The 26,158-nt window shown below is 60.6% G+C and carries 20 protein-coding genes; 8 read left to right on the forward strand and 12 right to left on the reverse strand.

The window, feature by feature from the left end; genetic code table 11:
• Nucleotides 1–342: a winged helix-turn-helix domain-containing protein gene (locus M9924_00685; GenBank protein ID MCO5062910.1), complete on the forward strand. Its 342-nt coding sequence runs from the start codon at nucleotides 1–3 to the stop codon at nucleotides 340–342.
• 7 nt (nucleotides 343–349) lie between these two features.
• On the opposite strand, the gene M9924_00690 is transcribed toward M9924_00685, so the two are convergent.
• Entirely contained in the window at nucleotides 350–2,116 is a 1,767-nt protein-coding gene (locus M9924_00690) for a glucan ABC transporter ATP-binding protein/ permease (GenBank protein MCO5062911.1), read from the reverse strand.
• Between the two features lie 207 nt (nucleotides 2,117–2,323).
• Nucleotides 2,324–10,897, reverse strand: a complete 8,574-nt coding sequence (locus M9924_00695; protein ID MCO5062912.1) for a protein ndvB — start codon at nucleotides 10,895–10,897, stop codon at nucleotides 2,324–2,326.
• Nucleotides 10,898–11,081: 184 nt separating this feature from the next.
• On the opposite strand from M9924_00695, the gene M9924_00700 reads away from it, so the two are divergent.
• On the forward strand, nucleotides 11,082–11,969 hold the full coding sequence (locus tag M9924_00700; protein ID MCO5062913.1) for a UTP--glucose-1-phosphate uridylyltransferase: 888 nt from the start codon (nucleotides 11,082–11,084) through the stop codon (nucleotides 11,967–11,969).
• A 15-nt stretch (nucleotides 11,970–11,984) separates the two neighbouring features.
• On the opposite strand, the gene M9924_00705 is transcribed toward M9924_00700, so the two are convergent.
• From M9924_00705 to hutI, 5 genes are read right to left on the reverse strand one after another with little or no spacing between them, the layout of a single operon-like run.
• Nucleotides 11,985–12,569 (reverse strand): HutD family protein, encoded by a 585-nt coding sequence (locus M9924_00705; GenBank protein MCO5062914.1) that lies wholly within the window; start codon nucleotides 12,567–12,569, stop codon nucleotides 11,985–11,987.
• Nucleotides 12,570–12,579: 10 nt separating this feature from the next.
• Nucleotides 12,580–14,256 (reverse strand): urocanate hydratase, encoded by a 1,677-nt coding sequence (locus M9924_00710; protein ID MCO5062915.1) that lies wholly within the window; start codon nucleotides 14,254–14,256, stop codon nucleotides 12,580–12,582.
• A 28-nt stretch (nucleotides 14,257–14,284) separates the two neighbouring features.
• On the reverse strand, nucleotides 14,285–15,100 hold the full coding sequence (gene hutG / locus M9924_00715) for an N-formylglutamate deformylase (protein ID MCO5062916.1): 816 nt from the start codon (nucleotides 15,098–15,100) through the stop codon (nucleotides 14,285–14,287).
• Nucleotides 15,097–16,632, reverse strand: coding sequence for a histidine ammonia-lyase (gene hutH / locus M9924_00720; GenBank protein MCO5062917.1), 1,536 nt, complete (start codon nucleotides 16,630–16,632; stop codon nucleotides 15,097–15,099). Before hutH ends, hutG begins: the two co-directional genes overlap by 4 nt.
• Nucleotides 16,629–17,858, reverse strand: coding sequence for an imidazolonepropionase (gene hutI, locus M9924_00725; GenBank protein ID MCO5062918.1), 1,230 nt, complete (start codon nucleotides 17,856–17,858; stop codon nucleotides 16,629–16,631). The genes hutH and hutI overlap by 4 nt, the downstream gene beginning before the upstream one ends.
• A gap of 99 nt (nucleotides 17,859–17,957) precedes the next feature.
• Between hutI and M9924_00730 the strand changes: the two genes are divergently transcribed.
• Nucleotides 17,958–19,310, forward strand: coding sequence for a formimidoylglutamate deiminase (locus M9924_00730; protein MCO5062919.1), 1,353 nt, complete (start codon nucleotides 17,958–17,960; stop codon nucleotides 19,308–19,310).
• Between the two features lie 16 nt (nucleotides 19,311–19,326).
• Nucleotides 19,327–20,070: a histidine utilization repressor gene (hutC, locus tag M9924_00735; GenBank protein ID MCO5062920.1), complete on the forward strand. Its 744-nt coding sequence runs from the start codon at nucleotides 19,327–19,329 to the stop codon at nucleotides 20,068–20,070.
• A 33-nt stretch (nucleotides 20,071–20,103) separates the two neighbouring features.
• Here hutC and M9924_00740 read toward each other — a convergent pair whose 3' ends face one another.
• Both M9924_00740 and M9924_00745 read right to left on the reverse strand, forming a co-directional pair.
• The gene (locus M9924_00740; protein ID MCO5062921.1) at nucleotides 20,104–20,448 is read right to left on the reverse strand and encodes a RidA family protein; all 345 of its coding nucleotides are present in this window, start codon (nucleotides 20,446–20,448) and stop codon (nucleotides 20,104–20,106) included.
• 79 nt (nucleotides 20,449–20,527) lie between these two features.
• A complete protein-coding gene (locus M9924_00745; GenBank protein MCO5062922.1) occupies nucleotides 20,528–20,923 on the reverse strand; it encodes a transcriptional repressor in 396 nt (131 codons plus the stop codon).
• 108 nt (nucleotides 20,924–21,031) lie between these two features.
• Here M9924_00745 and M9924_00750 point away from each other — a divergent pair, with 108 nt between their 5' ends.
• The 3 genes from M9924_00750 to aztC are packed head-to-tail and all read left to right on the forward strand — an operon-like array spanning nucleotide 21,032 to nucleotide 23,652.
• Complete coding sequence (locus M9924_00750) at nucleotides 21,032–21,835, forward strand: metal ABC transporter ATP-binding protein (GenBank protein MCO5062923.1); 804 nt, start codon at nucleotides 21,032–21,034, stop codon at nucleotides 21,833–21,835.
• Nucleotides 21,836–21,843: 8 nt separating this feature from the next.
• A complete protein-coding gene (gene aztB / locus M9924_00755; protein MCO5062924.1) occupies nucleotides 21,844–22,710 on the forward strand; it encodes a zinc ABC transporter permease AztB in 867 nt (288 codons plus the stop codon).
• A gap of 9 nt (nucleotides 22,711–22,719) precedes the next feature.
• Nucleotides 22,720–23,652, forward strand: coding sequence for a zinc ABC transporter substrate-binding protein AztC (aztC, locus tag M9924_00760; GenBank protein ID MCO5062925.1), 933 nt, complete (start codon nucleotides 22,720–22,722; stop codon nucleotides 23,650–23,652).
• A gap of 109 nt (nucleotides 23,653–23,761) precedes the next feature.
• Here the strand turns inward: aztC and M9924_00765 are convergent, their stop codons facing one another.
• Together M9924_00765 and M9924_00770 are read right to left on the reverse strand one after the other, a co-directional pair.
• Nucleotides 23,762–24,937 carry a hypothetical protein gene (locus tag M9924_00765; GenBank protein ID MCO5062926.1) on the reverse strand — a complete coding sequence of 392 codons (1,176 nt, stop codon included), beginning with the start codon at nucleotides 24,935–24,937 and terminating at the stop codon, nucleotides 23,762–23,764.
• Complete coding sequence (locus tag M9924_00770) at nucleotides 24,930–25,139, reverse strand: hypothetical protein (protein MCO5062927.1); 210 nt, start codon at nucleotides 25,137–25,139, stop codon at nucleotides 24,930–24,932. The genes M9924_00765 and M9924_00770 overlap by 8 nt, the downstream gene beginning before the upstream one ends.
• 162 nt (nucleotides 25,140–25,301) lie before the next feature.
• Here M9924_00770 and M9924_00775 point away from each other — a divergent pair, with 162 nt between their 5' ends.
• A complete protein-coding gene (locus M9924_00775) occupies nucleotides 25,302–25,640 on the forward strand; it encodes a TIGR01244 family sulfur transferase (protein ID MCO5062928.1) in 339 nt (112 codons plus the stop codon).
• A gap of 18 nt (nucleotides 25,641–25,658) precedes the next feature.
• Here the strand turns inward: M9924_00775 and M9924_00780 are convergent, their stop codons facing one another.
• Nucleotides 25,659–26,012: a DUF1428 family protein gene (locus M9924_00780; protein MCO5062929.1), complete on the reverse strand. Its 354-nt coding sequence runs from the start codon at nucleotides 26,010–26,012 to the stop codon at nucleotides 25,659–25,661.
• Nucleotides 26,013–26,158: the final 146 nt, after the last annotated feature.

Genomic DNA, 26,158 nt, shown 5'->3' on the forward strand with positions numbered 1-26,158 from the left:
ATGCCCTCGCTCAGCTTGCGCATCAATCTCGACCCGGAGGGACGCATCGGCCCGGGTAAAGTGGAACTTCTGGAAAACATCGCCTCCTTCGGTTCCATCTCCGCTGCCGCGCGTGAAATGCAGATGTCCTACAAGCACGCCTGGGATCTGGTCGAGGAAATGAACAAGCTGTTCGGAAAGCCACTGATTGCGGCGCAAACCGGCGGGAAGCACGGCGGCGGCGCGCAGCTCACGCCGCTTGGGCTGTCAGTCGTTGGACGCTTCCGTGCAATCGAACGCGCCGCAACAAGCGCGGCGCTCTCCCACCTCAACGCATTGCAGGAAGAAATCGAGAGCGCCTAAAGCCGCCTTAGGCGCTTTCCAACGCTCGCAACGGCTTTGCGAGAGGCTCCTCGGCGAGGAGGCCACCAGCGCGAAGCAGACCGGCAAAGCGGCCACCCTGTGCGGCAAGCTCATCGAAACCGCCCATTTCGACCACCTTGCCGCTGTCCATGAAAATCACCAGATCGGCATCACGGACGGTCGAAAGTCGGTGCGCGATTACGAAGGTCGTGCGGTTCGAACGGAGGCCGTCAATCGCCATTTTGACCTTTTCCTCGGTCTCGACGTCAAGCGCGCTGGTCGCTTCATCCAGCACGAGAATAGGCGCATCCTTCAGCATAGCGCGCGCGATTGCGATGCGCTGGCGTTCACCGCCGGAAAGCTGGCTACCACGCTCGCCCGCAATCGTGTCGTAGCCGTCGCTCTTGGCGCCGATGAAATCAGCGGCAGAAGCAGCGGATGCCGCGCCGTGCACATCTTCACGCGAGGCATCCTCGCGACCCACGCGGATGTTGCTTTCGATGCTGCGGTTGAACAGGCCTGCGTCCTGAAACACGGTGGCGATCGACTGGCGGAGCGACCGGCGCGTCACCTTGGAGATGTCGACACCATCCACGAGAATGCGGCCCTCATCCGGCTCCTGAACGCGCTGCAAGAGGTTGATCAGCGTCGTCTTCCCTGCGCCGGTCGGTCCTACGATGGCAACCGTCTGGCCGGGTTCTACAGCAAACGATACATGCTCGACGCCCTGTCCCGACTTCTCGAAGTGGAAAGTGACGTCCTCGAACGCAACGCGACCCTTGACGTTTTCGAGTTCGGGAAGCCCGGCCGGTTCCTTCGACAGCGTCGCCGCCTCTTCCATCGCGTAGAAGTCTTCAAGTTTCACACGCGCATCGAAAATCTGGTTCACAAAGGTCGTGATCTGGTCGAGGCGGGCAATCAGAAGATTCGCAAAGCCGGTGAATGCGATGATCGAGCCGACCGGCAATTCGCCGCGCATCACAAGATAGGAACCAATGACGAGGACAACCATCATGGAGATGGTTGCGGAAAGCCGGTTCAGCGCGCTGGCGAGCGCCCACCAGTCGAGCACGGGATTCTGTGCTGAGAGCAGCTTGCGAAAATGATTGCGCAGTGACTCGGTCTCGATCGCGACACGATTGAAGCCCTGCACCACCGAAACGTTTCCGACCGTATCGGTGACATGGGAGAACACATTGTGATGATGCTGCTCGACACGCTGCTGGCCCTGCTTGGTCTTACGCATAACCAGCCGTCCGATCGCGATATAGACCACCGCGAGCACCAGCAGCACGCAGGACATGCGCACATCCATCGCAAGGGCGGTGGGAACCAGCAGCACAAGCGTCACCGCCGTGCCAAGCTGGGTACGCAGAAATTCCAGCCAGAGTGTTTGGAGCGAATCCACTGCCCGCAACATGGTGTGCAGGGAGTTCGACGTGCCCCGCCCCGTATGCCAGGACAGCGGCATCGAGATCACGCGTTCATAGGCGCGCGTCATCACATCGGCGCGCAATGAATGCGCCAGACGGTCGGCCCCGCGTGCCACCAGCACGAATGCTATGATGTTGAAGCCGCCGAGGCCCGCCCAAAGCGCAAGCGTGGGGACCACGTCGCGCTTTTCGGTGATCGCATCGATAACCTGTCCAAACAGGATTGGTTCGGCGATGACCACGAGCGAAAGCACCACATTGGCGGCGCAAATGAAGAAGGTGCGCTTCTTGTCGGCGCCAAGATAGCGCAAAGCCCGGAAATAGACCTGAAGCAAAGTCACCGTCTCTTCCCTCTCCCGGGGATTGTGCACCGCACCATCGGATGCTGAGATACAGTTTTCATTGGCAAAAATCAATGTCCGACATCAGCAACCGTTGCATTGGGCCTATGCAGTTTTTGCAATACCCTCAGCACGTGCCCGTCGGAATGCCTTCAAAGCAGATCAAAATGGCAAGGATAGGGCCAATCGCCCTATCCAAAGCAGAAATTACGCCGGAATTTGAACGACAACCTCGACCGATTTGCCCTCGGCAATCGGAACTGAAGTTCCGGCATCCTTACCGCCAACCAGGATCTTGCGGCCCTTTACGCCCTTCTTCCGCTCCACCGAAATGCGGAATTTCGCACCTGCGATATGGAGTGTAGCCGAGAACCCTTTCCAATCGCCCGGAATGACAGGATCTATGGTCAACCTGTCCCCTGCCCTTCGGATGCCGAGGATATATTCGACCGCTGCCCGATAGAGCCAGCCCGCAGAACCCGTATACCAGGTCCAGCCGCCTCTGCCCCCCTTGTCGTCTTCCGAATACACATCCGCCGCGACCACATAGGGTTCGACGCGGTAGCGCTCAGCACTCTCCGCGTCCAGAGCGTGGTTGACCGGATTGAGCATGGAGAAGCACCTGTATGCCGCGTCGGCCTGTCCGAGTTCTGCAAGCGCGCAGACCACCCACGTCGCGGCATGGGTATATTGCCCCCCGTTCTCGCGCACGCCCGGCGGATAGGCCTTGATATAGCCGGGATCGAGTTGCGTGGCGTCAGAGAATGGCGGCGTGAACAGCTTGATGATGTTGAGATCGTCGTCGACGAGTTCGCGCATGACTGCTTCCATTGCCGTGCGCGAGCGTGTCTCGTCGCCGTCGCCGGACAACACGCTCCATGACTGCGCAATGGAATCGATGCGGCATTCGGCGGAACCGCGCGATCCGAGCGGCGTGCCGTCATCAAAGCTGCCACGCCGATACCATTCGCCGTCCCAAGCCACATTTTCAAGCGCGCGCTTCAGTCGGCCCGCGTGCTTTTTCCAGGCATCCGCATGCTTTCCGTCGCCCTGCTCGCGCGCGATCGAGGCAAACTCCGTCAGGACTTTCAACAGGAACCAGCCAAGCCAGACGCTCTCGCCCCGACCTTGCGCGCCGACATTGTTCATGCCGTCGTTCCAATCGCCGCCCAGGATTAGCGGAAGTCCGCCCTCGCCGGTGCGCTTGACCGCAAGATCGATTGCGCGGGCGCAATGTTCGTAGAGCGAGACCTTCGTCTTGGATATTTCAGGTGTGAAGAACGCATCGTGCTGGCCGGATTGAAGCTCCTGACCCTCGATGAAAGGTATCTGTTCCTTCAATATGTCGACGTCACCTGTGGTCGCGATATAGTGCGAGACCGCGTAGCCGAGCCATGCCACATCATCCGATATGATTGTCCGCACGCCGGCACCCGTGCGCGGCAGCCACCAGTGCTGCACATCGCCCTCTGCAAATTGCCGGTGGGCCGCATTGAGTATCTGGCCACGGGCCAGCGACGGGTCCTGCAACATCAGCGCAAGCGTGTCCTGCAACTGGTCGCGGAACCCGAATGCGCCGCTGGACTGGTAGAAAGCGGATCGCGCGCGAATGCGGCACGACAGGCTTTGGTAGGGCAGCCAGTTGTTGACCATCGCGTTGAACGCCAGATCCGGCGTGTGCACCTGCAGCGTGTCGAGGAATGAGCGCCAGTTCTTTTCGATCTCGCCCAGTCTTTCTCCAAAATCGCGCGCGCGATGGTGGGCCACAAGACGGCTTGCTTCGGAAATCGAACCGGCGTCGCCAAGCAGCAGCAGGATCGACGCTTCACCGCCGGTCGGCACCTCGATGTCGTGGGCCATGGCGGCGCATGGGTCGACCCCCGCTTCTGCTTTCCCGCTCAGGTCGCGGCAGTTCAGCACAGCGCCCGGTGCAAGCACGCTGCGCTCGCGGCCGAAAAACTCCGCGCGATCGGCGGTGAACGAGTGTGTATCCCGGTCGGAACCGAGGAAGGCAACGCGGTCGCCGAAATCGAGGCTGTAGGGATTGGCCGCGAGCACCGCGCCGGTCGCCGCATCGAGCGACGGCACGATTGCCGGTCCCGAACGGGCGCGGTTGTTGCCCATCACCCATTCCGCATAGGAGTAGACACGCAAGCGCAGGGTCGATCGGCCTGAATTGACCAGCCGCAGCCGCGTGATCTTCACGGGATCGGCGGAATCCACGATCTGCGTCGCTTCAACCGTCAGCCCGCCGCGGGAAGCGGTGAAGATGCTGTAGCCCTGTCCGTGGCGCGCCTCATAGGTGACAGACGGGTCACGCAGCAACGCGGCAAAGGGCGACAAGGCCGTGCCCGTTTCCCGGTTGACCACGTAGATGCCCTCCCCGGGGCGGTTTGAAACAGGGTCGTTCGACCACGGGGTGAGCTGAAAATCGCGACTGTTGCGGCTCCATGTGAAGGACGCACCTTCGGACGAGGTGTGGAAGCCGAAGTTCTCGTTCGCCATGACGTTGATCCATGGCTGCGGCGTGTGGCGTCCTCCGGTGAGCCGCACGACATATTCCGAGCCGTGCTTGTCAAAGCCGCCTATGCCGTTCCAGTAGGTCAGGTCGGAACCGTCCGCGGGCGCCGCTTGTCCCGTCGCCCTGCGCGGCTGGCGCGCAATCGGCAGGTTGACGGCGTCATTGTTCGTCACCTTGACGACTTCGACCGCTTGCGTCTCACGCTCCTGAATGATGGCGGCCTCCGCGCGTTCGATCTGGTCGAAGATCGTGCCGTTGCGCGTGTGCAGGACAATGCGCGCGACCGCGAGCAAAGTCCTGTAGGAATGCTGGTCCATCAGGTCGCGGCGAACAGCGAAGATATGCTGGCGCGGACCAAATTCGTGGCCCCGCAAACGGCTGTTTTCGCATAGGTTTTCAATTGCTTGCTGCAGATCCTGCACATAGGAGGACGCCTGCTCGTTCACGATCACCAGATCGGCAAGCAGCCCACGCGCGCGCATGTATTCCTGATACCGCAGCGCCTGCGCGACGATTTCGATATCCGCAATATCCGCGATGCGCAGCGCGAAAATCGGGAAATCACCGGAGATCGCCATTGGCCAGAGCGCCGACTGGCTGCCCATGCCCTGGGCTATGGTCTCGGGCGGCATGCGCAGGTTGCGGTCCGGATAGAGCAGGTATCCCGCAATCTTCTGGACATTGGCAGCGTCCGAAAGGCTCAAGCCACAATGGCGCGTCTGGACCTGCGATCTGGTCCACGACAACGTCATCTGGCGCTGGAAGCTGTCCGGGTGGTTGAGTTGCGCATAGTAGCCTTCAACTTCGGCCTTGTCCTTCCCGACCACTGTCCAGAAGGTGACTACGACCTTCTTGTTGGCGGGCACCCGTACCCGGCAACGCAGCGCCATCACTGGGTCGAGCACGAAGCCCTGATTGCCCGCGAACCGTCCCGGACCGTCGAATGCAGCCGCGTCCGCAATGGTACGCCCTCGCCCGAGGAACGCGCGGCGGTCGGTTTCGGCTTCGGTTTCGCGGGAGCCGCCCGACGTTTCCGTCACAAAATGCGCCAGTGCGACATCAGGCTCGCCTGCCGACCTTTTGCGGCGCTCCGCGTAGATCACGCCGCCATTCTCCGCGATCTCGGTCTTGACGAACATTTTCGAGAACGCCGGATGCGCATTGTCATTCGCCTCATAGGCGAGCGCCAACTCGGCATAGGATGTGAGTTCGATGTGGCGGTCACTGTCGCCTTCGTTGAAAAGGGTCACGCGGCGCGCCTCGCCATTTCCCTCGGAAACGACGATGCACTCCACCTCCGACCGCAGCGTCCCGACGAGCTTGCTGAACGTTGCCTTGTCATCACTGAACAGCACATTCGCCTTCTCTTCCGGCGCGGTCTTTGGTTCGGCGGTGGCCGACCACCAGTCGCCTGTCGCCACGTCGCGCAGGAAGATGAACGTTCCCATCCGGTTCTCGGTGGGGTCCGGTTGCCAGCGCGTGACGGCGAGGTCGTTCCAGCGGCTGTACCCCGAACCCGTTGCGGCGACCATGACCTGATAGCTGCCATTCGACATGATGCCGGTCGCGCGCATGGCGGAAAGCGGCTCGATGACGAGGCGCGTGTCCGGCGTATGCTCGACCACGTCCACCTTGACGCGTTCGTCCGCCTCCGTGCGGACGGTTGCGATCGGAATGTCGCGTGGCGCGCGTTCCTGAAGCAGCAGTTCCGCGGCCTCGATGATCGGATCGCTGTGGAAGCGGTCGCGCAACCGCCCTTCAAAGACGATGTTCGAAATGGCTGCGATCGACATGCCCTGATGGTGCGCATAGTAGTTGTACACGACCGCGCAATCCGCACCCTCAGGCACGCGCTGCGGGGTGAAATCGATGGCGTCGTAATATCCGTAGCGGCCAAGCCCGCCGATGGAAGCCAGCCGCTCCAGGTTCTGCACGGCCTCGCGCGGCATAAACTGCGAAGCGAGGATTGTTGCATAGGGAGCAATGACGGTGTTCTGCGCCAGTCCGCGCTTGAGGCCAAGTCCGGGCACACCAAAATTGGTGTACTGATAGGTCATCTCATGATCGCGCGCATTGTAAGCGGCTTCGGAAATTCCCCACGGAATGCCCTTGGAGTCGCCATACTGAATCTGGCGCTTGATGATGAGGTGGCTGGTCTGGTTAAGCAGCCCGCCGTTTGGCTCCTTCATCACGAGCGGCGGCATCAGATATTCGAACATCGACCCCGACCAGGACATCAGGGCGCCGGAGAACCCGATCTCGACGATGGGGCGACCGAGCTTGAACCAGTGGTCGGTGGGAATGTCGCCCTTTGCAATGGCGTAGAGGCTGGTCATCCGGCATTCGGACGCCAAAAGGTCGTAACAGCTCTCATCGAGCTGATGCTCCTCGACGCGATAGCCGATGGACAGCAGCTTGCGGTCGCGGCTCAGCAGGAAAGAAAAGTCCATTTCGAGCGCGAAGGCTCGCGCCCGATGACGAATAGCGTCGAGCCGCTTGCGAAGATCGTCCACGCGCTCCTTGTCGCCGTGTGAATCGTCGACATGCGCCTCTGCGGTTCGTTCAAGCATGGCGGACCAGTCGGCGAGTTGCTCGCTCTGCACTGTGCCCGCCTCGTGATGTATGCCATCGGCGAGCTTGCGTATTTCACCTGCGAGAACCGCGAGGTTGATCGTGCGGATGGAGGCCATTTCCGGCTCGCTGCGCACCGTCTGAACCGCGCGGCGCATGCCCTCGATCCGGTCGCTCAGCCGTTGGCGCAGGGGACGGAGCGTCCGGCGATCATCGGGCACCACGCGCAGGCTTTCCTCCAGCACGTCCACAACGTCGAGCATTCCCTCAAAGTCGCCTTGCAGATAGACCGACGGCGCTTCCGCCCATTCGCCGCATGCGCCCGCCATGGTGATGAGATGGCCGGCGAGATTGCCGCTATCGACGCTCGAAATGTAGAGCGGGTGGAGCGGCAGCAGCGTCTTTGTGTCGTACCAATTGTAAAGGTGCCCGCGATGGCGCTCCATGCGTTCCAGCGTTCCGAGCGTGGCCTCCATGCGCTCCACTGCGTCGCGCATCGAAATCCAGCCGAAATCGCGCGCTGAAACCACGGAGAGAAGGTAGACACCGACATTGGTCGGAGAGGTTCGGTTGGCAACCACGGGCACCGGCACTTCCTGCATGTTGTCGGGCGGCAGGAATGAATGCTCGGCGGTCACGTGGGTTTCGTAATAGTGCCAGGTACGCCTGGCGATATTGCGCAGCCGACGGCGATCGTCCGGCTCCAGTATGAGCCGGTCCTCCGTCTCCGCCGAGCGGCTGATAAGCCAGGCAAATGCCGGCGATCCGGCCCAGAACACGGCGAAAAACGCAGCGACGACAGCGCCGGTAGAATGCGCGACCAGCGGGATTAGGAGGCCGGCGACCGCAATGGCGACCGCCCCATACATCAGGCTGTAGTAGAATTTCAGCGTGTTGCCGCCGTTTCTTTGCGCCTGCGATGCCGGGCGCCATTCTAGCAGATGCTGGTGGCTGAAATGCAGCCGGTAGAAGGTGCGGACGATGGCGTCTCCCATCATCCACGCCGTATGCGCCATCAGCACGGTCTTGAGCACCACCATGGCGGTTCCATAGAGGGCATCCCGCGCGAGCGCCGAGACATGTCCTCGGAAAGTCATTTCCCCCGTCTTGGGAATGATCGAGTTCACAATATCGAAAGTGGGGGCCATGAATTGGCTGAGGATCAACAGCGCCTGCCATTGGGCGGCCAAAGTGAAGGGAAGAAGGCTCCAGCCCGCGATCGAAGCCAGCACCCAGAAAATCGGCGTCAGGGAACGGCGAAGATTGTCGATCATCTTCCAGCGGGACATTGCCGGAATGCCCAGCTTGCTGTCGAATATGAAAGGCAGAAGCTGCCAGTCACCCCTCGCCCAGCGATGCTGGCGCGAGGCGTCCACCGCATAGCGCGTCGGATAGTCCTCAACGACCTCGATATCGGTCACCAATGCAGCGCGCGCCAGCGAACCTTCCAGAAGATCGTGGCTGAGAATGGCGTTTTCAGGGATCTTTCCGTGCAGCGCGGCTTCCATCGCATCGACGTGATAGAGGCCCTTGCCCGTGAAAGTGCCCTCTTCGAACACGTCCTGATAGAGGTCGGAGACGGCAAATACATATGGATCGAGCCCACGATGGGCGGAAAAGACCCGCTGGAAAAACGACGCATTGTCGCCGGTCGTCAGCGAGGCCGTGATGCGCGGCTGCATGATCGCATGGCCCGCCTTCACCTTGCCTCGCACCTCGTCGATCATCGGCTTGTTGAGCGGATGCATCATCTTGCCGACGAGCCGTGCAACCGTGTCGCGGGTCAATTTGGTGTCCGCGTCGAGCGTCATGACGTGCACCACGCCGGTCGGGACGGGATTTGCCGTCGGCAGGAATGTGGTGTCGCTGTCTCCGCGGAGAAGCTGGTTCAGTTCGTGCAGCTTGCCGCGCTTGCGCTCCCAGCCCATCCAGCACCCTTCCGCCTTGTTGTAGAGGCGGCGGCGATGCAGCAGATGGAAGCGCGGCGCGTCGCTTTCATAACGCGCGTTCAGCTTGGCGATTTCACCTTGCGCATATTCGAGGATTTCCTTGTCGATAGGTCTTATTTCCACCTGCGAATCCGGCCAGTCGGATAGCAAGGCGAAGAACAGGTCGCCGTGCATGTTGGAAAGATGATGCACCTCGATGGTGCGGATCGCTTCGTCCACATCGTCGCGCGATCCGATCAGCGTAGGCACCACGACCAGCGTGCGTGCGTCATCGGGCACGCCGCCCTTGTATTCATAGCCGATGAGCCGCGTCGGCTTGAGGAAAAGGAGCACCACCGTATTGAAGATGCTCATCGCGCCCTCCCCGGCGGGAAGCGCGAACAGCAGGAGCAGCACGACAATTGTCGCCGTCGGCAGGCCCGCCGCTAAAAGCGCTGCCGTCGTCATGCCAAGCAGCAGCATCGTGATGGCCATGACGGGGAGGAAGATGCCTATCCAGCCGGCCCGCTGGAACGCGCGACGGAAACGAAGGTAGAAAGGCACCCTGAAGCCGATGGCCTGCTCCAGTTCCCTGCGCCGGGAGCCAACGAGGAAAAAACCGACATCCGAACGCCGCGCGGCGGGCGTGTCTTCCTGCCCTTCCGCCAGCGCGGCATTGGCGGCCTGGCCTGCCAGTTCGATCGCCTTGCTCGCCACTTCATATTCGGATTTTCTCGCGCGCCGTGCGAGTTCCTCGATCACCGCGCGATACTGGTCGCGGGACTGGAAATCAAGCAGCTCGAAATTGGTTTTCTCGCGAAGAAGCGCGTCGATGCGGCTGACCCCTTCGAACCAGACGGTCCAGTCGACATCGTTGATGAGGCGCAAGCCGCGGATGATGTTGCCGGTCGTGACATTGCCGCTGGAAAGCTGGCGATGTTCGCTCATAATGGTTTGCTCAGCGTCGGTGCCCGCCGCTTCCAGCTCACCTTCAAGCCACATCAGCGCCCGGCCCGCATTCTGGGACCCGTCGCGCAGCCTGTAGAGAAGCTGGGTGGCAAAGGTGATGTCGCGAGCGTGTGCGGTGTAATTGCGCAGAAGCTCGACATCGCCCTCGTCATCAAGCGCGAGCAGCTTGTCCGCCAGATCGTTCGCCTGATGGCGCATATTTCGGGCACGACCAACCCTCTGCGCAAGGCGGCGCAGGTTCTCGATCAGCACATAGCGCAGCAGCGAAGGCAGCGCCCAGAGTTCACCGATTTGCAGGGGTTGCCGCGACTGAAAGCCGTCAACGATCGCCTTGAAGCTGTTGGACGAAACCGTGCTGTCCACATGCGCGACATATAACCAGGCAATCGCCAGCGTGCGCGGCACATGCTGGCCATTGCCGATGTCCATCCTGGGCAATTCGCGCAGGAAGCGCGGGGGCAGGTCGCGCTTGATCTGGAAAATGGTTTCCTCGACGAGATAATTGTTGTCGAGCAGCCATTGCGCGGCAGGCGTGATGGATTCGCCCCTGGCCTGCGCGGCATTGGTGGAAAGGTAGACGTCGAGGATCTTCTGTGCGTTTTCCTTGTTTCGGGCGAGGTAGTTCGTTTCCGTCAAACCGAAATAGTCACCGAGTTCACCGGCAGCCAGGCTTTCGCCCAGCTTGCGCAATCTTTCTTCGTCGAGGAAGTTTGCCCGGATTGCGACTTCAGCCACGGGGAGAAGCGGCGCCGATGGTGAGGCGGTCGCATCTGTACGCGCATGAACATTCATGAAAACATTTCCGTTCCGAAACAGGCTTGCGTCCGGGGACGCTGGCGGGAAATTTCCGTCTTACCTGCGATTGATCCAATCGCAACGTCTATCGACATAATTTCTACATCAGTTTGACTTAGCGGCAAGAAACGCTTGCGGACGTTCGTGGTTGCGCCCAAACAGGGCTAATTTCAGACGGGATTTGAGTATGCAGAAGAAAATTCGAAAAGCAGTTGTCCCAGTCGCCGGTTTCGGCACCAGAATGTTGCCGGCGACGAAGAGCGTTCCGAAGGAGCTTCTTACGATCGTCGACCGCCCCGTTCTCGACTACATCGTGGACGAGGCTTACGCTTCTGGAATAGAGCATATCATCATGGTCACGGGCCGCATGAAGGCCGCCATCGAAGACCATTTCGACCATGCATTCGAGCTGGACACATCCTTGCGACGGAGCGGCAAGGACGCCATCGCCGAATCGCTTGCAAAAAAGGTTCCGACTGTCGGGGCAATGTCGTTTGTGCGGCAGCAGGAGGCCAAGGGCCTTGGCCATGCTATCTGGAGCGCACGCCACATTGTCGGAGACGAGCCATTCGCCGTCATGCTGCCGGACATGCTCATGGTCGATTCCGAACCCTGCCTGAAATCAATGATCGACATCTACGACCAACACGGCGGCAACGTCATTGCAGTCGAACAGGTCGACCCCGAATTGGCCCACAAGTTCGGCATCGTGTCCCTGACCGAGGGGAAGGACGGGCCGTTGATTACCGGAATGGTTGAAAAGCCCGCGCCCGGAACCGCTCCGTCCAACCTTTTCATTTCCGGGCGCTACATCCTCCAGCCCGAGGTGTTTTCCTATCTGGAGAACCAGAAGCCCGGCGCAGGCGGCGAGATCCAGTTGACCGATGCGATCATTTCGTTGCTTGCCAGTCAGGAGATACGTCCGTTCGAGTTCTCGGGACGCACGTTCGATTGCGGTTCGCCTGCGGGCTTCGTCGGCGCGAACCTGCATATGGCGCTTGGCCGCGACGGCGTGCGGGAAGCTGTGATGGAGGAAATCAAGCTCTTTGAACGTGGACACCGGCTCTGATCGAACGGGCGTCCATCATCCTTCCCGAATTGGGCTCACCTCGATCAGGTACAGAAGCGAAGGCCGTTGGGGACGCAATTCCAGCCCGTTCGGCATGGCCTCGATAAACAGCGTATCGCCCGCCGCGAGACTGATGGGCGACACGAATTCCTGCTCGATCGTCACCTGCCCCTCGTGGCAGTAGACAAGAGCGACCGGCGACATCACGACGATCTCGCGCGCAGCCGAAAGCTCCACCGGTGTGACGCGGTGCATGTATTTCCCGCGCCGCGTCATCACGTTCAGGTCCGTGACAGGACCGTCGATCAGCCGCGCGCTTGTCGGCGCATCGCCCGGAAAGCTGTGCGGCGTGCGCCCGACACTGCACGCACCTTCTCCCTCGACCTCAAGCTCTATGCCTCGTCCATCGAGAACCGCAAGGGTGCGGTCGACCCCCGGAAAAGAGGAGAACGGCCCGTCGCCGTCCACGCGCGCCATCGACACCCGCCAGTCGAAACCGTGCATGTCCGCGCTTCTTGGAAATACCGCGATTTCAATGGTTTCGCCGCCGCCGTTTTTCCACGGCATGTGTCGATAGTCCTTGGCGCGGATGAGCCGCATTGCTGCTTTCCTATCCGAGAATCCCCGGCAGGTTGAGCCCGTTTTCCAGCGCGCAGTCAATGGCGATCTCATAGCCCGCATCTGCATGACGCATGACGCCTGTCGCCGGATCGTTCCACAGCACGCGACCGATGCGGGCCGCCGCATCCTCCGAGCCGTCCGCGCAGATCACGACGCCGGAATGTTGGGAAAAGCCCATTCCAACGCCCCCGCCATGGTGGAGGGAAACCCATGTCGCCCCGCTGGCGGTGTTCAGCAATGCATTCAGCAGCGGCCAGTCGGACACCGCGTCAGAGCCGTCCTTCATGGCCTCGGTCTCGCGATTGGGCGAAGCGACCGAACCGGAATCCAGATGATCTCGCCCGATCACCACGGGCGCCTTCAACTCACCCCGCGCGACCATTTCGTTGAAAGCCAGCCCGAGCCGGTGGCGGTCGCCCAGACCCACCCAGCAGATGCGTGCGGGCAACCCCTGGAACTTGATGCGCCGTGCGGCCATGTCCAGCCAGTTGTGAAGATGCTTGTTGTCCGGCAGGAGTTCCTTCACCTTGGCATCGGTCCTGTAGATGTCTTCCGGATCGCCCGAGAGCGCCGCCCAACGGAACGGGCCGATGCCGCGACAGAACAGCGGGCGAATATAGGCCGGTACGAAGCCGGGAAAATCGAAAGCGTCCTTGACGCCTTCTTCCAGCGCCATCTGACGGATGTTGTTGCCGTAATCGACCGTCGGGATGCCCTGCCTGTGGAAGTCCAGCATCGCCCGGACGTGGACCGCCATCGACTTCTTCGCAGCCGCCGCGACGGCCTTGGGGTCGCGCTCGCGCTTTTGTTCCCACTCTGCCACGGTCCAGCCCTGCGGGAGGTAGCCGTTCACCGGATCGTGTGCCGAAGTCTGGTCCGTCACGCAATCGGGCCGCACGCCGCGCCGCACCAGTTCGGGGAAAACATCCGCGGCATTGCCCAACAAGGCGACCGAGATTGCCTTCTTTTCCTTTTTGGCCTTGTCGATGATGGCAAGCGCGTCGTCGAGGCCTCTTGCCTCGACGTCGACATAGCCGGTCTTCAGCCGGAACTCGATACGGCTTGGCTGGCACTCGACCGCAAGGCATGATGCCCCGGCCATCGTTGCCGCCAGCGGCTGTGCGCCACCCATGCCACCCAGACCGGCAGTCAGGATCCACCGGCCCGCAAGGTCGCCGTCATAATGCTGGCGGCCCATCTCGACGAAAGTCTCGTAGGTGCCCTGCACGATGCCCTGGCTGCCGATATATATCCACGACCCAGCGGTCATCTGGCCGTACATCATCAGGCCCTTCCGATCGAGGGCGTTGAAATGATCCCAGTTCGCCCAATGGGGCACGAGGTTCGAATTGGCGATCAGCACGCGCGGCGCATCCTTGTGCGTCCTGAACACACCCACCGGCTTGCCGGACTGGACCAGCAATGTCTCGTCGGCCTCAAGCAATTTCAGCGCGCGTACGATGCGGTCATAGCTTTCCCAATCGCGCGCGGCGCGGCCTATCCCGCCATAGACCACCAGTTCGCCGGGACGTTCGGCCACCATCGGGTCGAGATTGTTCATGAGCATGCGCAGCGGGGCTTCCGTAAGCCAGCTCTTGGCGGAAAGCTCGGTGCCATGCGGCGCGCGGATCACGCGCTCATTGTCGATGCGGGTATGTGTTGTCATTGCGCAGTCCTCAATCGGTTGACGCGGCTCAGCCGCGCGCCCACGCAAGGGCGGTTTCAAGAATTTCGACCAGTTTCGCGCGGATCGGCGCGGCATACTCGGTGTCATAGGGAGACGGCCAGTTGCCGGGGTCGCTCTTGCCTTGCGGCTCGCGCATGTAGCCACGGCATGCGAGTTCCATCTGGAGCGCATGGACCCCGTTTTCCGGCCGGCCGTGATGCCGCGTGATATAGCCGCCCTTGAAGCGGCCATTGACCACCCAGCTTTCGCCGGAGTCTGAAATCAGGCTGGTAACGGCCCTTTGCAAGACCGGGTGGGCGCTCCTGCCGTCATTGGTGCCAAGGTTGAACACAGGCAACTCACCGTCGAACAGGCGCGGCAGGACGGATCGTATCGAATGGCAATCGTATAGCACGACCTTTTCGTGCTTCCTGCGCAGCCGTGCAAGCTCACCGCCGAGCGCCTGATGATAGGGCTCGAAATATACAGCGCGGCGCCCCGCTATTTCCCGCTCATCCGGCTCTTCGCCAGCTTTGTAAAGAGGGTCACCGTCGAACGTATCCAACGGGCAAAGCGTGGTCGTCGCCTGCCCCGGATAGAGCGATACGCCCGATGGGTCACGGTTCACATCGATCACCGTACGCGAGATGGAAGTGTGGACGATCGTTGCACCGAGATCGGATGCGAAATCATAAAGCCGGTCGATCCACCAATCGCAATCACGCCGGGCAAGCCACGGCGAAACGACACGCGATTCCAGCCCGGCCAGTTCCGTGCCCGTATGCGGCAGGCTGACCACCAATGGCGCATCCCCGCGCCTGACTGTGAGCCACTGCACGTTCACGCCGTCACTCCCGGCAGCCCCACGCTGCCAACAGCCCCAACCAATCGACCGTCGCGCACCATTGCGATCGCCTTTTCCATGTCGGGATGAAAATGCCGGTCTTCGTCAAGATGCGGGACCTCGCTGCGGACCAGCGCGCGCACGGACTCGAGCGCGGGACTTGTGGTCAACGGAGCATGGAAGTCGCATCCTTGCGCCGCCGCCAGCAATTCGATGCCGACAACGCCTGCCGCGTTTTCCACCATCCCCAGAAGCCGCCGCGCGCCATGCGCAGCCATCGATACGTGATCTTCCTGATTGGCAGATGTGGGGATCGAATCCACGCTCGCGGGAAATGCCTTCTGCTTGTTTTCCGAAACGAGCGCCGCCGCGGTTACCTGCGGGATCATGAAGCCGGAGTTGAGTCCCGGCTTTGGCGTGAGAAATGCGGGCATGCCCGAGAGCGCCGGGTCGACCAGCATCGCAACCCGACGTTCCGACAGAGAGCCAATCTCGCACACGGCCATGGCGATCATGTCTGCCGCGAACGCGACCGGCTCAGCATGAAAATTGCCACCGGAAAGCGCTGTATCATCCTCCGCGAAGATCAGCGGATTGTCGGTCACACCATTGGCTTCGATTTCGAGCGTCCCGGCAGCCTTGCGAAGCACATCGAGCGCGGCACCCATGACCTGTGGCTGGCACCGAAGACAATAAGGATCCTGCACGCGCTCGTCGCCGACACGATGGGACTCGCGAATTGCGCTGCCGGCCATAAGGTTTCGCAATGCCGCAGCCGTTTCGATCTGGGTCGCGTGCCCGCGCAGGAGATGGATACGCGGGTCGAACGGGGCATCCGAACCGCGCGCAGCATCTGTGGACAGGGCTCCGGCGACGAGCGCCGACTGGAACAATGTTTCCGCTTCAAATAGGCCGGCGAGTGCATAGGCGGTCGAGAACTGCGTGCCGTTGAGCAGGGCGAGCCCTTCCTTCGCGCCGAGCGTCAGCGTTTCCAGACCATGGGTCACAAAGGCGACGTGGGCCGGAAAGCGACCGTGCGGCGTGAAGCACTCGCCAACCCCGATCATGGTGGCTGTCATATGGGAAAGCGGCGCGAGATCCCCCGACGCACCGACCGAACCCTGGCAGGGCACGACCGGAATGACATTTGCGGCAAGCATTGCCTCCAGCAGCGCAACGGTCTGCGCCCGGACACCCGACGCACCCTGCGCAAGACTTGCCATCTTGAGCGCCATCATCAGACGCACAACGGCGGGAGGCATGGGCTCGCCAACCCCCGCAGCATGACTCAGCACGATGTTTTTCTGCAATATTTCAAGGTCTTGCGTCGGTATACGAACGCTGGCAAGTTTACCGAAGCCGGTGTTGATGCCGTAGACCGGATCACCCTTTGCGACAATGCGTTCCACGGCCTTTGCGCTAGCCTCGATGACCGGCCTGCAGGAGTGATCCAGTCGCGGATTCGCGCCGCGATAGATGGCGCGCCAATCGGCCAGCGACGCTTTGCCCGGCTTCAAGACGATCTCGGTCATTGCCCTCTCCATATGCGCGCATGCAGCGGATTGAAGCCCATGCGATAAACCAGTTCAGCAGGCTGCTCGATGTCCCAGATCGCAAGGTCGGCCCGCTTGCCGGCCTCCAACGTGCCAGTTTCGGAAAGAACCCCAAGCGCCCGCGCCGCCTCGCGCGTCACACCTTCGAGGCATTCCTCGACAGTCATCGAAAACAGCGTCGCGCCCATATTCATCGTGAGCAGGAGCGAGGTCAGGGGCGATGTGCCCGGATTGCTGTCGGTTGCCAGCGCCATACGCACGCCATGCTTGCGAAACAGATCGACCGGCGGCTTCTTCGTCTCGCGAATGAAATAGTATGCGCCGGGCAATAACACCGCGACGGTCCCAGCCCTCGCCATCGCTTGGACACTCTCCTGATTCGTATATTCGAGGTGGTCAGCCGAGAGTGCACCATAGCGGGCGGCAAGCGCCGCGCCTCCGAGGTCGGAAAGCTGATCGGCATGCAGTTTGACCGGCAGGCCGAGCGACCGGGCCTTTTCGAAGACCCGCGCGATCTGGTCCGGCGAAAACGCGATGCCTTCGCAAAAACCGTCCACCGCGTCAGCCAGCCCTTCGGCGGCAATCGCCGGAAGCATCACATCGACAACACTTCCGATATAGGTGTCCTTGTCGCCGCGTGCCTCCGGCGGAAGGGCATGCGCGCCAAGGAACGTGGTCTTGACCGATACCGGATTTTCGCGTCCGAGCCGTCGTGCGGCGCGCAGGGCCTTGCGCTCATTGTCGAGGTCGAGACCGTAGCCCGACTTGATTTCGACCGTCGTTACCCCTTCGGCGATCAGCGCCTGCAAGCGCGGCGTGTTCTCTCTGACAAGCTCGTCCTCACTCGCTGCGCGCACGGACTTCACGGAGGAAACAATGCCGCCGCCCGACCGCGCGATTTCCTCATAGCTGGCCCCGGCAAGGCGCATTTCAAATTCGCTTGCGCGATTTCCGGCATAGACCAGATGGGTGTGGCAATCGATCAGGCCCGGCGTGATCCAGCGACCAGAACAATCCACTGTCTGCGCGCCGAGCAGGCCGGTAGGGAGTTCCGATTCAGGTCCGGCATAGACGATGCGCTCGCTATTAACGGCGATGGCGCCCCGCTCTACAATTCCCAATGCGGGCAGATCTTCCGCAAAGGTCGCCAGCCGCGCATTACGCCAGACTGTCGTCCGGGAACCATTGTGCTCTTGATCGGGCATGCCTCTCCCCAAGATTGTCATTTATGTATATACATATTGACAGAGTTGCGCAAGAGGCACATGCTGGTTTCATTCAATGAAGTCGCACGGGAGAATGTGTTGACCAACATTTTTGCGGCACAAGCCTTGTTGGCCAAGGGCTGGCGGAACGATGTCCGCATCGGCATGGAGGATGGGAAGGTCATTTCCGTGGAGCCGGATCAGCAATTACAGCCCGGCGACGAGCGCCATGCGATCCTTCTTCCCGGCATGCCTAACCTTCATAGCCACGCCTTCCAGCGCGCCATGGCCGGACTTGCGGAGACGCGAGGTCCGGGCACGGACAGTTTCTGGTCATGGCGTGACGTCATGTACCGCTTCGCCCTGTCGATGTCGCCGGAACAGGTCGAGGCGACTGCAGCGCAGCTCTACGTGGAAATGCTGGAGGCGGGTTTCACTCGCGTCGGCGAATTTCACTACCTTCACCACGACAGGGACGGACAGCCCTACGCAAACATCTCGGAAATGGCCGACCGCATCGCGGCCGCCGCTTCGGCAACCGGTATCGGCCTCACCTTGCTGCCGGTCTACTATGCGCATTCCGGCTTCGGAGGGGCCGCCCCCAATGACGGACAACGGCGATTCATCAACGATGTGAATCGCTTCGCTCGTCTTGTGGAGAAGTCGCGCGAATCCGTTGATAAGTTGAATCAGGCAATTGTCGGCGTCGCGCCGCACAGCCTGCGCGCGGCGACGCCAGAAGAACTCACCGAAGTCGTCGCTCTTGCGAACGGTGCACCGATCCACATCCACGTCGCCGAGCAGATCAGGGAAGTTGAGGATTGCGTTGCCTGGAGCGGCATGCGTCCCGTTGAGTGGCTGCTCGCCCACCAGCGGGTTGACCGGAACTGGTGTCTGATCCACGCAACTCATATGACCGACACCGAAACCGGCAACATGGCAGGAAGCGGTGCGGTGGCGGGTCTGTGTCCGATCACCGAGGCAAATCTCGGCGACGGCATTTTCCCTGCGCGGCCATTCACAGACATGGGCGGCGCATTCGGCGTCGGGTCCGATTCGAACGTGTTGATCGGGCTCGCCGACGAACTGCGCCAGCTCGAATATTCCCAGCGCCTTCAGCATCGCGCGCGCAACGTGCTCGCTACGCCCGGCCAGTCAAATGGGCGCTACCTCTTCGATTCGGCCTTGTCGGGTGGCGGCCAGGCGCTCGGCGCACACGGAGGGCTGGTGGCAGGCGCAAATGCCGATTTTATCTCGCTCGACGCCGACCGCCCGAGCCTTGCCGGAAAATCCGGCGACGCCATTCTGGACGCGTGGATTTTCGGCAATGGCACATCCATCGACTGCGTCTGGGTGCACGGCAGCAAGGTTGTGGAAGGCGGGCGCCACCTCCACCGCGAGCGCATTGCCGAAAGATTCCGGGCCGCGATGATGGAACTGGCTGCAGCATAGGTCTATGGCTGGGTCAATGAATGAATCCGCCCCCATCGCAACAGCAGAGAGCGAGGAAGCCACCTCTCTCTATCAACGCATTCTGAACGACATCCGCGGAAAGATCGTATCCGGCTCATGGCCGCCCGGTCATCGCATTCCGTTCGAGCACGAGTTGACCGTCCAATACGGCTGCTCGCGTATGACGGTGAACAAAGCGCTGTCACAGCTTGCCAAGACAGGACTTATCGAGCGCAGGCGAAGGTCGGGCAGTTTCGTACGCAGCCCGCGCAGCCAGGCAGCCGTGCTCGAGATCACCGATATCCGATCGGAAGTCGAGGCGCTCGGCCTGCCATATCGCTACAAGCTCGCAGATCGGGAATTGCGCCGCAGCGTGCCGGAAGACAAGGAGTTGCTTGGGCCGGAACGACCGCGCAGACTGCTGGCGATGACCTGCCTTCATCGCGCGGGTTCACGCCCGTTTTGTCTTGAGCACCGCCTTATCAGCCTTTCCACCGTGCCGGAGGCCGCCGACGAGCCGTTCGATGAGATTGCGCCCGGGCCATGGCTCATTGACCGCGTGCCTTGGAGCACCGCCGAACACCGCATCAGCGCCGCGAGCGCCGACGCCGAGACTGCCTTAGCGCTGGACATCGACGAAGGCGCGTCTTGCCTTGTCATCGAACGGCGCACATGGACTGCGGACCTGCCCGTGACTTTCGCCCGTTTCATCTACCCTGGCGAAAGCCACAGCCTTGTGGCCCGTTTCGAGCCAAACTGAGCGCAGCGCCGGAAAATCCGGCTGCGTTGCGGTTCAAATGGCCGCGGTCACGATGATTTCGACAAGGTATTCCGGGGCTACGAGTTTGGCCTCGCCTGTTGCGCGGGCGGGAGCGTGGCCCTGCGGCACCCACTTGTCCCAGACGGCATTCATCTCGGGGAAATTCTTGATGTCGGACAGCCAGATGATGGCTTGCAGGATCCGGGTCTTGTCGGTGCCTGCCTCGGCCAGGAGCCGATCTATCGCGGCAAGCACATCCGACGTCTGCTGCGCCACACTGTCTCCCGGATTGCCGACCTGCCCGGCAAGGTAGACGGTACTGCCGTGTATGACGGCCTGGCTCATGCGTGGTCCGGTCTCAATGCGACGGATGGTCATTCAATAGTCCTCACTGGTGATCTGAAATAAAGAGAATACGTGCCGGTGCTGTTAAGGCTACAAATTCGGTTGGCGGTTCCTATGCGCAGCTTGCGCAAAGACCACGAATTTCGACGGTTGTCTTTTCGGCACGAAAGCCGGAGCGATTGGCCCAGGCATCGAGACGCGCTTCGATCTCGTCATCCGCAAACTCCGCCACCTGCCCGCACTTGTCGCAAATCGCGAATGCCACCAATCCGTGGCAGTGCGCATCATGGTCGCTGTGCTTGTGCGCACAGGCGACGAAGGCATTCAGGCTTTCGAGGCGATGCACGAGTCCCGCTTCCTGCAACTTGTCGAGCGCGCGGTAAACCTGAAGCGGCGCACGGAACCCATGCTCGCGCAACTGATCAAGCAGCGAATAGGCACTGAGCGGCGCATGCGCCCGGCTCAGCGCTTCAAACACCAGGGACTGGTTCTTCGTTAGTTCGGCCATGCTTCATTTACATCATTTTTTCGGTCAAGTGCCAGCCGCAAGCTTGACGTATGTAATAACATCACTTAGCAATGTAATAACATTACATCTTCGTTGCAAGCATATCGCATGACCGAAACCTGTCTCACATTCAACAATCTGACATTGGGCTATGGCAGCCATGCAGCCATTCACCACTTGAACGGCGCATTGCGCAAGGGTTCTCTGACCGCTGTTGTCGGGGCAAACGGTTCAGGCAAGTCGACACTGCTCAAAGGGATTGTCGGCATGCTCAAGCCAATGTCCGGCTCGATTGCCGCGCGGCCCGGCACGCGCATTGCGTATCTACCGCAACAGTCCGAAATCGACCGCAGCTTTCCGGCACGTGTTGCCGACCTCATTGCGCTCGGTCTCTGGCCGAAGCGCGGGCTGTTCGGGCGGTACACTTCGGAGGACCGGGCACACCTCTCCGCAGCGCTTCTAGCCGTCGGGCTTGAGGGGTTTGAGAACCGCGCCCTCGATACATTGTCAGGCGGGCAAATGCAGCGCTCGCTGTTTGCGCGTGTGCTCCTTCAGAATGCAGACCTGATCCTGCTCGATGAACCATTCAACGCTATCGATGCCAAGACCGTCAGGGACCTTCTGGACATCATCAGGCGCTGGCATGGAGAGGGTCGAACGGTGATGGTCGTCGCGCACGATCTTGAGATGGTGCGCGAGAACTTTCCGGAGGCCCTTCTTCTCGCGCGGCAGGCCGTGGCGTGGGGACCTGCCCGCGACGCGCTTCTTCCCGAACGCATGCTTGCCGCCCGTCATTTCGAGGAGGCATGGCAGGAAGATGCGCCCTGGTGCGGCGACGAGACAGCGCAATCATCGCCTTCGGGCGCGCATCATGATCACAAGCACGATCATACACATCATGAGCACGTGTAGGTCGCGCCATGTATGAACTGTTGCTCGCGCCCTTCGTTGAGTACGGCTTCATGCAGCGAGCCCTGGCGGGATCGTTGATGCTGTCGGTTTCCGCTTGCCCGGTGGGTGTGTTCCTGATGCTGCGGCGGATGAGCCTTACCGGCGACGCAATCTCACACGGGATTCTGCCCGGTGCGGCTGTGGGTTTCCTGTTGTTCGGGCTGGAAATCATTCCAATGACCGTGGGCGGCCTGGTTGCCGGGTTGGTGGTCGCCTTCGGGGCCGGGGTCGTTTCACGCCTCACCCTCCAGAGGGAAGACGCGTCGCTCGCTGCCTTTTACCTGATTTCTCTCGCGCTTGGCGTGATGATCGTTTCACTGCGCGGATCGAGCGTCGACCTGATGCATGTGTTGTTTGGAACTGTTCTGGCGCTGGATAATTCCGCCCTCATGCTCATCGCGTCGATCACCGTATTGACGCTTGCAGGACTTTCGATTTTCTGGCGCGGCCTCGTCGCCGAATGCTTGGACCCGCTCTTTTTCAGGTCTGTCAGCCGGTTGGGCACGACGGTGCATTTTGTGTTCCTCGCGCTGACGGTGCTCAATCTCGTCGGCGGATTTCAGGCGCTCGGCACGCTTCTGTCCGTGGGACTGATGATGCTGCCGGCGGCGGCGGCGCGCTTCTGGCTGAACCGCGTCGAAACATTGTGCCTGCTCGCCGTGCTCTTCGGGGCGATCTCCTGTGTCGGCGGATTGCTGATTTCGTATCACGCCGCCCTGCCCTCTGGCCCCTCAATCATCCTCTTTGCAGGCGGGATCTACATCGGCTCGGTTCTGCTTGGAACGCGTGGTGCCATCCGCACGCATCTCGCAAGACATCGTCATCGAACAGCATAGGAACTCGATATGAAATCTCTGCTCCGTATTTCCGTTTCAGCTGCCGCGCTTGCATTGGCATTCCCAGCAACCGCTCAAGACAAGCTTCACGTCGTCGCCAGCTTTTCGATCATTGGAGATTTTGCCCATGAAGTCGGCGGCGAGCGCATTGATCTCACGACCCTCGTGGGTCCGGGCGGCGACGCGCATGTTTACGAACCGAAGCCGACCGACGCGGTAGCCATGCAGGCCGCCGATGTGGTGTTGGTCAACGGATTGCATTTCGAAGGCTTCCTGCAACGTCTCGTCGATTCGAGCGCGACAAAGGCCGACGTGGTCGAACTGACCAAGGGTATTTCACCCATCGAGGCCAAAGAAGAGGATCACCACCATGACGAAGCCTCTGCTGAGGAGGAGCATGGGCATGAGGGTGGCGTTGATCCGCATGCCTTCCAGTCGATCGCAAATGCGGAAATCTATGTTCAGAATATCGCGGATGCATTCTGCGCGGCCGACGCTACAGGTTGCAGCACCTACAAGGAAAACGCGGCGTCCTATATCGGCAAGCTGGTGGCGCTTGATGCCGAAGTGAAAGCAGCCGTTGCGTCCATTCCCGAAGGCAAGCGAACGATCATCACTTCCCACGATGCGTTCGGCTACTTCGAGAATGCCTACGGCATTCATTTCCTCGCGCCGGAAGGACTTTCAACCGAATCCGAGGCTTCCGCCGCAGATATCGCGCGACTGGTCGAGCAGGTGCGCGAAGACAAGGCCGCCGCGATCTTCGTGGAAAACATCACCGATCCCCGGCTTACCAGACAGCTTGCGGATGAAACGGGCCTCAAGATCGGCGGCACGCTCTATTCCGACGCTCTGTCGGGCCCCGATGAGCCGGCATCCACGTACATCGATATGATGCGCCACAACGTGACCACGATCAGGGGAGCTGTACTCGGCAGCTAGGGTCAGGACTACAGTTCGCAACTGACTTGCAGCCGGGCAGCCCCAGGGGTGCCCGGCTGCATTTATTTTTCGAGCCTGTGATGCCCAACTCTCTATTTGGCCCAACTGTCTATTTGCGAGGCCGGGGCGTAAGCTTGATGACCTCGGATTGGCCATGCCGGATCTCATTGTCGACTGCCCCTTGGGCATCCTCGACAGAGAGATTGGGATAGGTCTCCGCACGTAGATTTGCTGACGATCCGACGGAATGTCCTCCATCGAGCGCGAAGTCATAGTCGAAATCGATACCCAAAGGACCATCGACCTGCTTGGAGTCGGTGAGCCGGCGCAGCGTCGATTGCAGATAGCCGATATAGTCATGCGCACGTTCAAGCTTCATATGCTGCGAACGTGTGATCCGTTCATTCGCTGCCAACCGGGCGCGCAGCGTTTCCTGTTCCCGTTCAAGCTCGGCGGCTTTCAGCGTCAGCCGCTTTGCCTGCGCGTCATACCGCTTGCGCGTTCCGATTTGCTCTTTTTCAAGCTGGCTGAGTTGGCTCCGCAATGACCGGCACTCATTGGTCGTGCGGATCAGCTCGGAATTGATCCGCGCCTTGCTCGCCTCTTCGTCCGCCATCTCCGCTTTCAGCTTTTCGAACGAGGTCGTGCGCGCCTCAAGCGCCAGCCTCGTTTCTCCGAGATCGCTCGTCAGTCGGGCGATGTTCCTCTTTGCCTCGAAATAGGCAGTGTCCCGCAGGTTCTTCTCCTCTGAGAACTCAACGATCCGCCTTTCGAGTTCTTTGGTTCGCCTCGCCCCCGCATGAAGCTCAAGCTCGGCAGCTTCCCGGAGCCGGCGATGCTCGTCAGCCTCTTTCTCATAGCGCTCAAGCTCTCCCCTGATCTGCTGGCGCTCCTGCACCAGCATCTCGATCTCGCTCGTACGTTCGGAGAGCCGTGCCTTGTGATCGTCAAGATCTTCGGTGGCTGCGTGCAAGTTCTGCTTCGCAAGGTCCAGTTCGCGCTCAAGGTCGGTCGCAACCGCGGACTTGTCCACAAACGACCGGTAGATCGTGTTGATGACGGGGTAGAGCTTGGAGAGCTGCGAAGACACCCGCGCAATCCGGTTTTCCAGATCGTGCGAGCTGTCACGATAGTCATTGTGTATTTGCAGCGCATCGTCGCGCAGCTGCAGGATAGTCTCGGCAAGATCGCCGGTTGACGGCATTGCCGTGCTTTCCTTGCGGTCAGCGGTGGTTTCGCGACCCAGGAACTTCGCGAGAAAGGACGAGGTCTTGTGTTCAGACAAGTGAATATCCTCCCGTCACAGGCAAGCTGCCGCGAACTTCCAAAAGGTCGCTGATAACGGGCCTGCCCATTTCGGCTGTTGCCGCCAGCAACTTTTCAAAGTCAATGTAAACCGCCAAAACCGCCTCCTTATCGACAAGCAGCACACCGCAATCAGGCTCAATGCCGAACGCAAAGCGTTCAACATAGCCAGCACCTGACATTAGCGCTTCTGGATTCCAGTTTTTTATAATTTAGGTCTTACTTATCCATAAAGCAAGTTCGATAGCGCTGAGTCAACAGCCAAGAAAGGCCGGCGGTTGCGCGCAAGGTGCCAAGGTGGCACAACGCTTTCGCTCGAAGGTTCTGTTTTTTTGGAGTTGGTAATGCAATATCGCCCGATCGCCGAAGATTATGCCGTCTCTCCCCAGATCAGCGTTGAAGAAGTCAAGCTGATCAAGGAAGCGGGATTCAAGAGCATCATCTGCAACCGGCCGGACGGAGAAGAACCGGACCAGCCGACTTCGGAAGACATTCGCAAGGCTGCGGAAGCGGCGGGTCTCGCCTTTCGCTGGGTGCCGATCGTCAGCGGCCAAATGACGCTCCAGAATGTCGAGGACCAGGCCGCCGCGCTCGAACAGGTTCCCTCGCCTGTTTTTGCCTATTGCCGCTCCGGCACGCGCAGCGCAAATCTGTACGCAGGCGTTCAACAGATCAAAGGCTGACCCCGGCGTGATATCCCGTTAAGCCTGGGTGAAAACTTCAAACCCGCCATAGATCATGCGTTTCATATATGCAGGTATCGTCGGCATTGAGCCCTTGATGCGCTGATCCTCCATGACCTTCTTCATGATTTCGTCGCGATCGGCACGAGACCTGTAGGTGACGTAGGAAAAGATGATGATGTCATCCTTTTCCTTTTTCACGGCCAGCGGAAAGGACGTGATCTCCCCGTCTGGAACGTCGTCTGCGCGCGCTTCGACATACGATAGTGCGCCATGCTCCATCCAGACCGTCTTGGCGATCTCGGTCATCTTCACGTAGTCTGAAAATTGCGCCGCAGGCACCGGCAGAACGAATCCGTCAACATAGGTCATAGTCTTTCTCCTCTGCTTCTCTCGAAGCCAAAGGACGTCTGAGCTCAGAAGGTTCCGACATTCAGGCGTAAAGTTCTGGAGCGCGTGCATCTGGCACAGAGGACAATCCTCGACGCGGATGGTGTCGATGCGATAAAGCAGCCGCA

The organism is Rhizobiaceae bacterium (assembly GCA_023953835.1).
GTDB lineage: Bacteria > Pseudomonadota > Alphaproteobacteria > Rhizobiales > Rhizobiaceae > Mesorhizobium_G.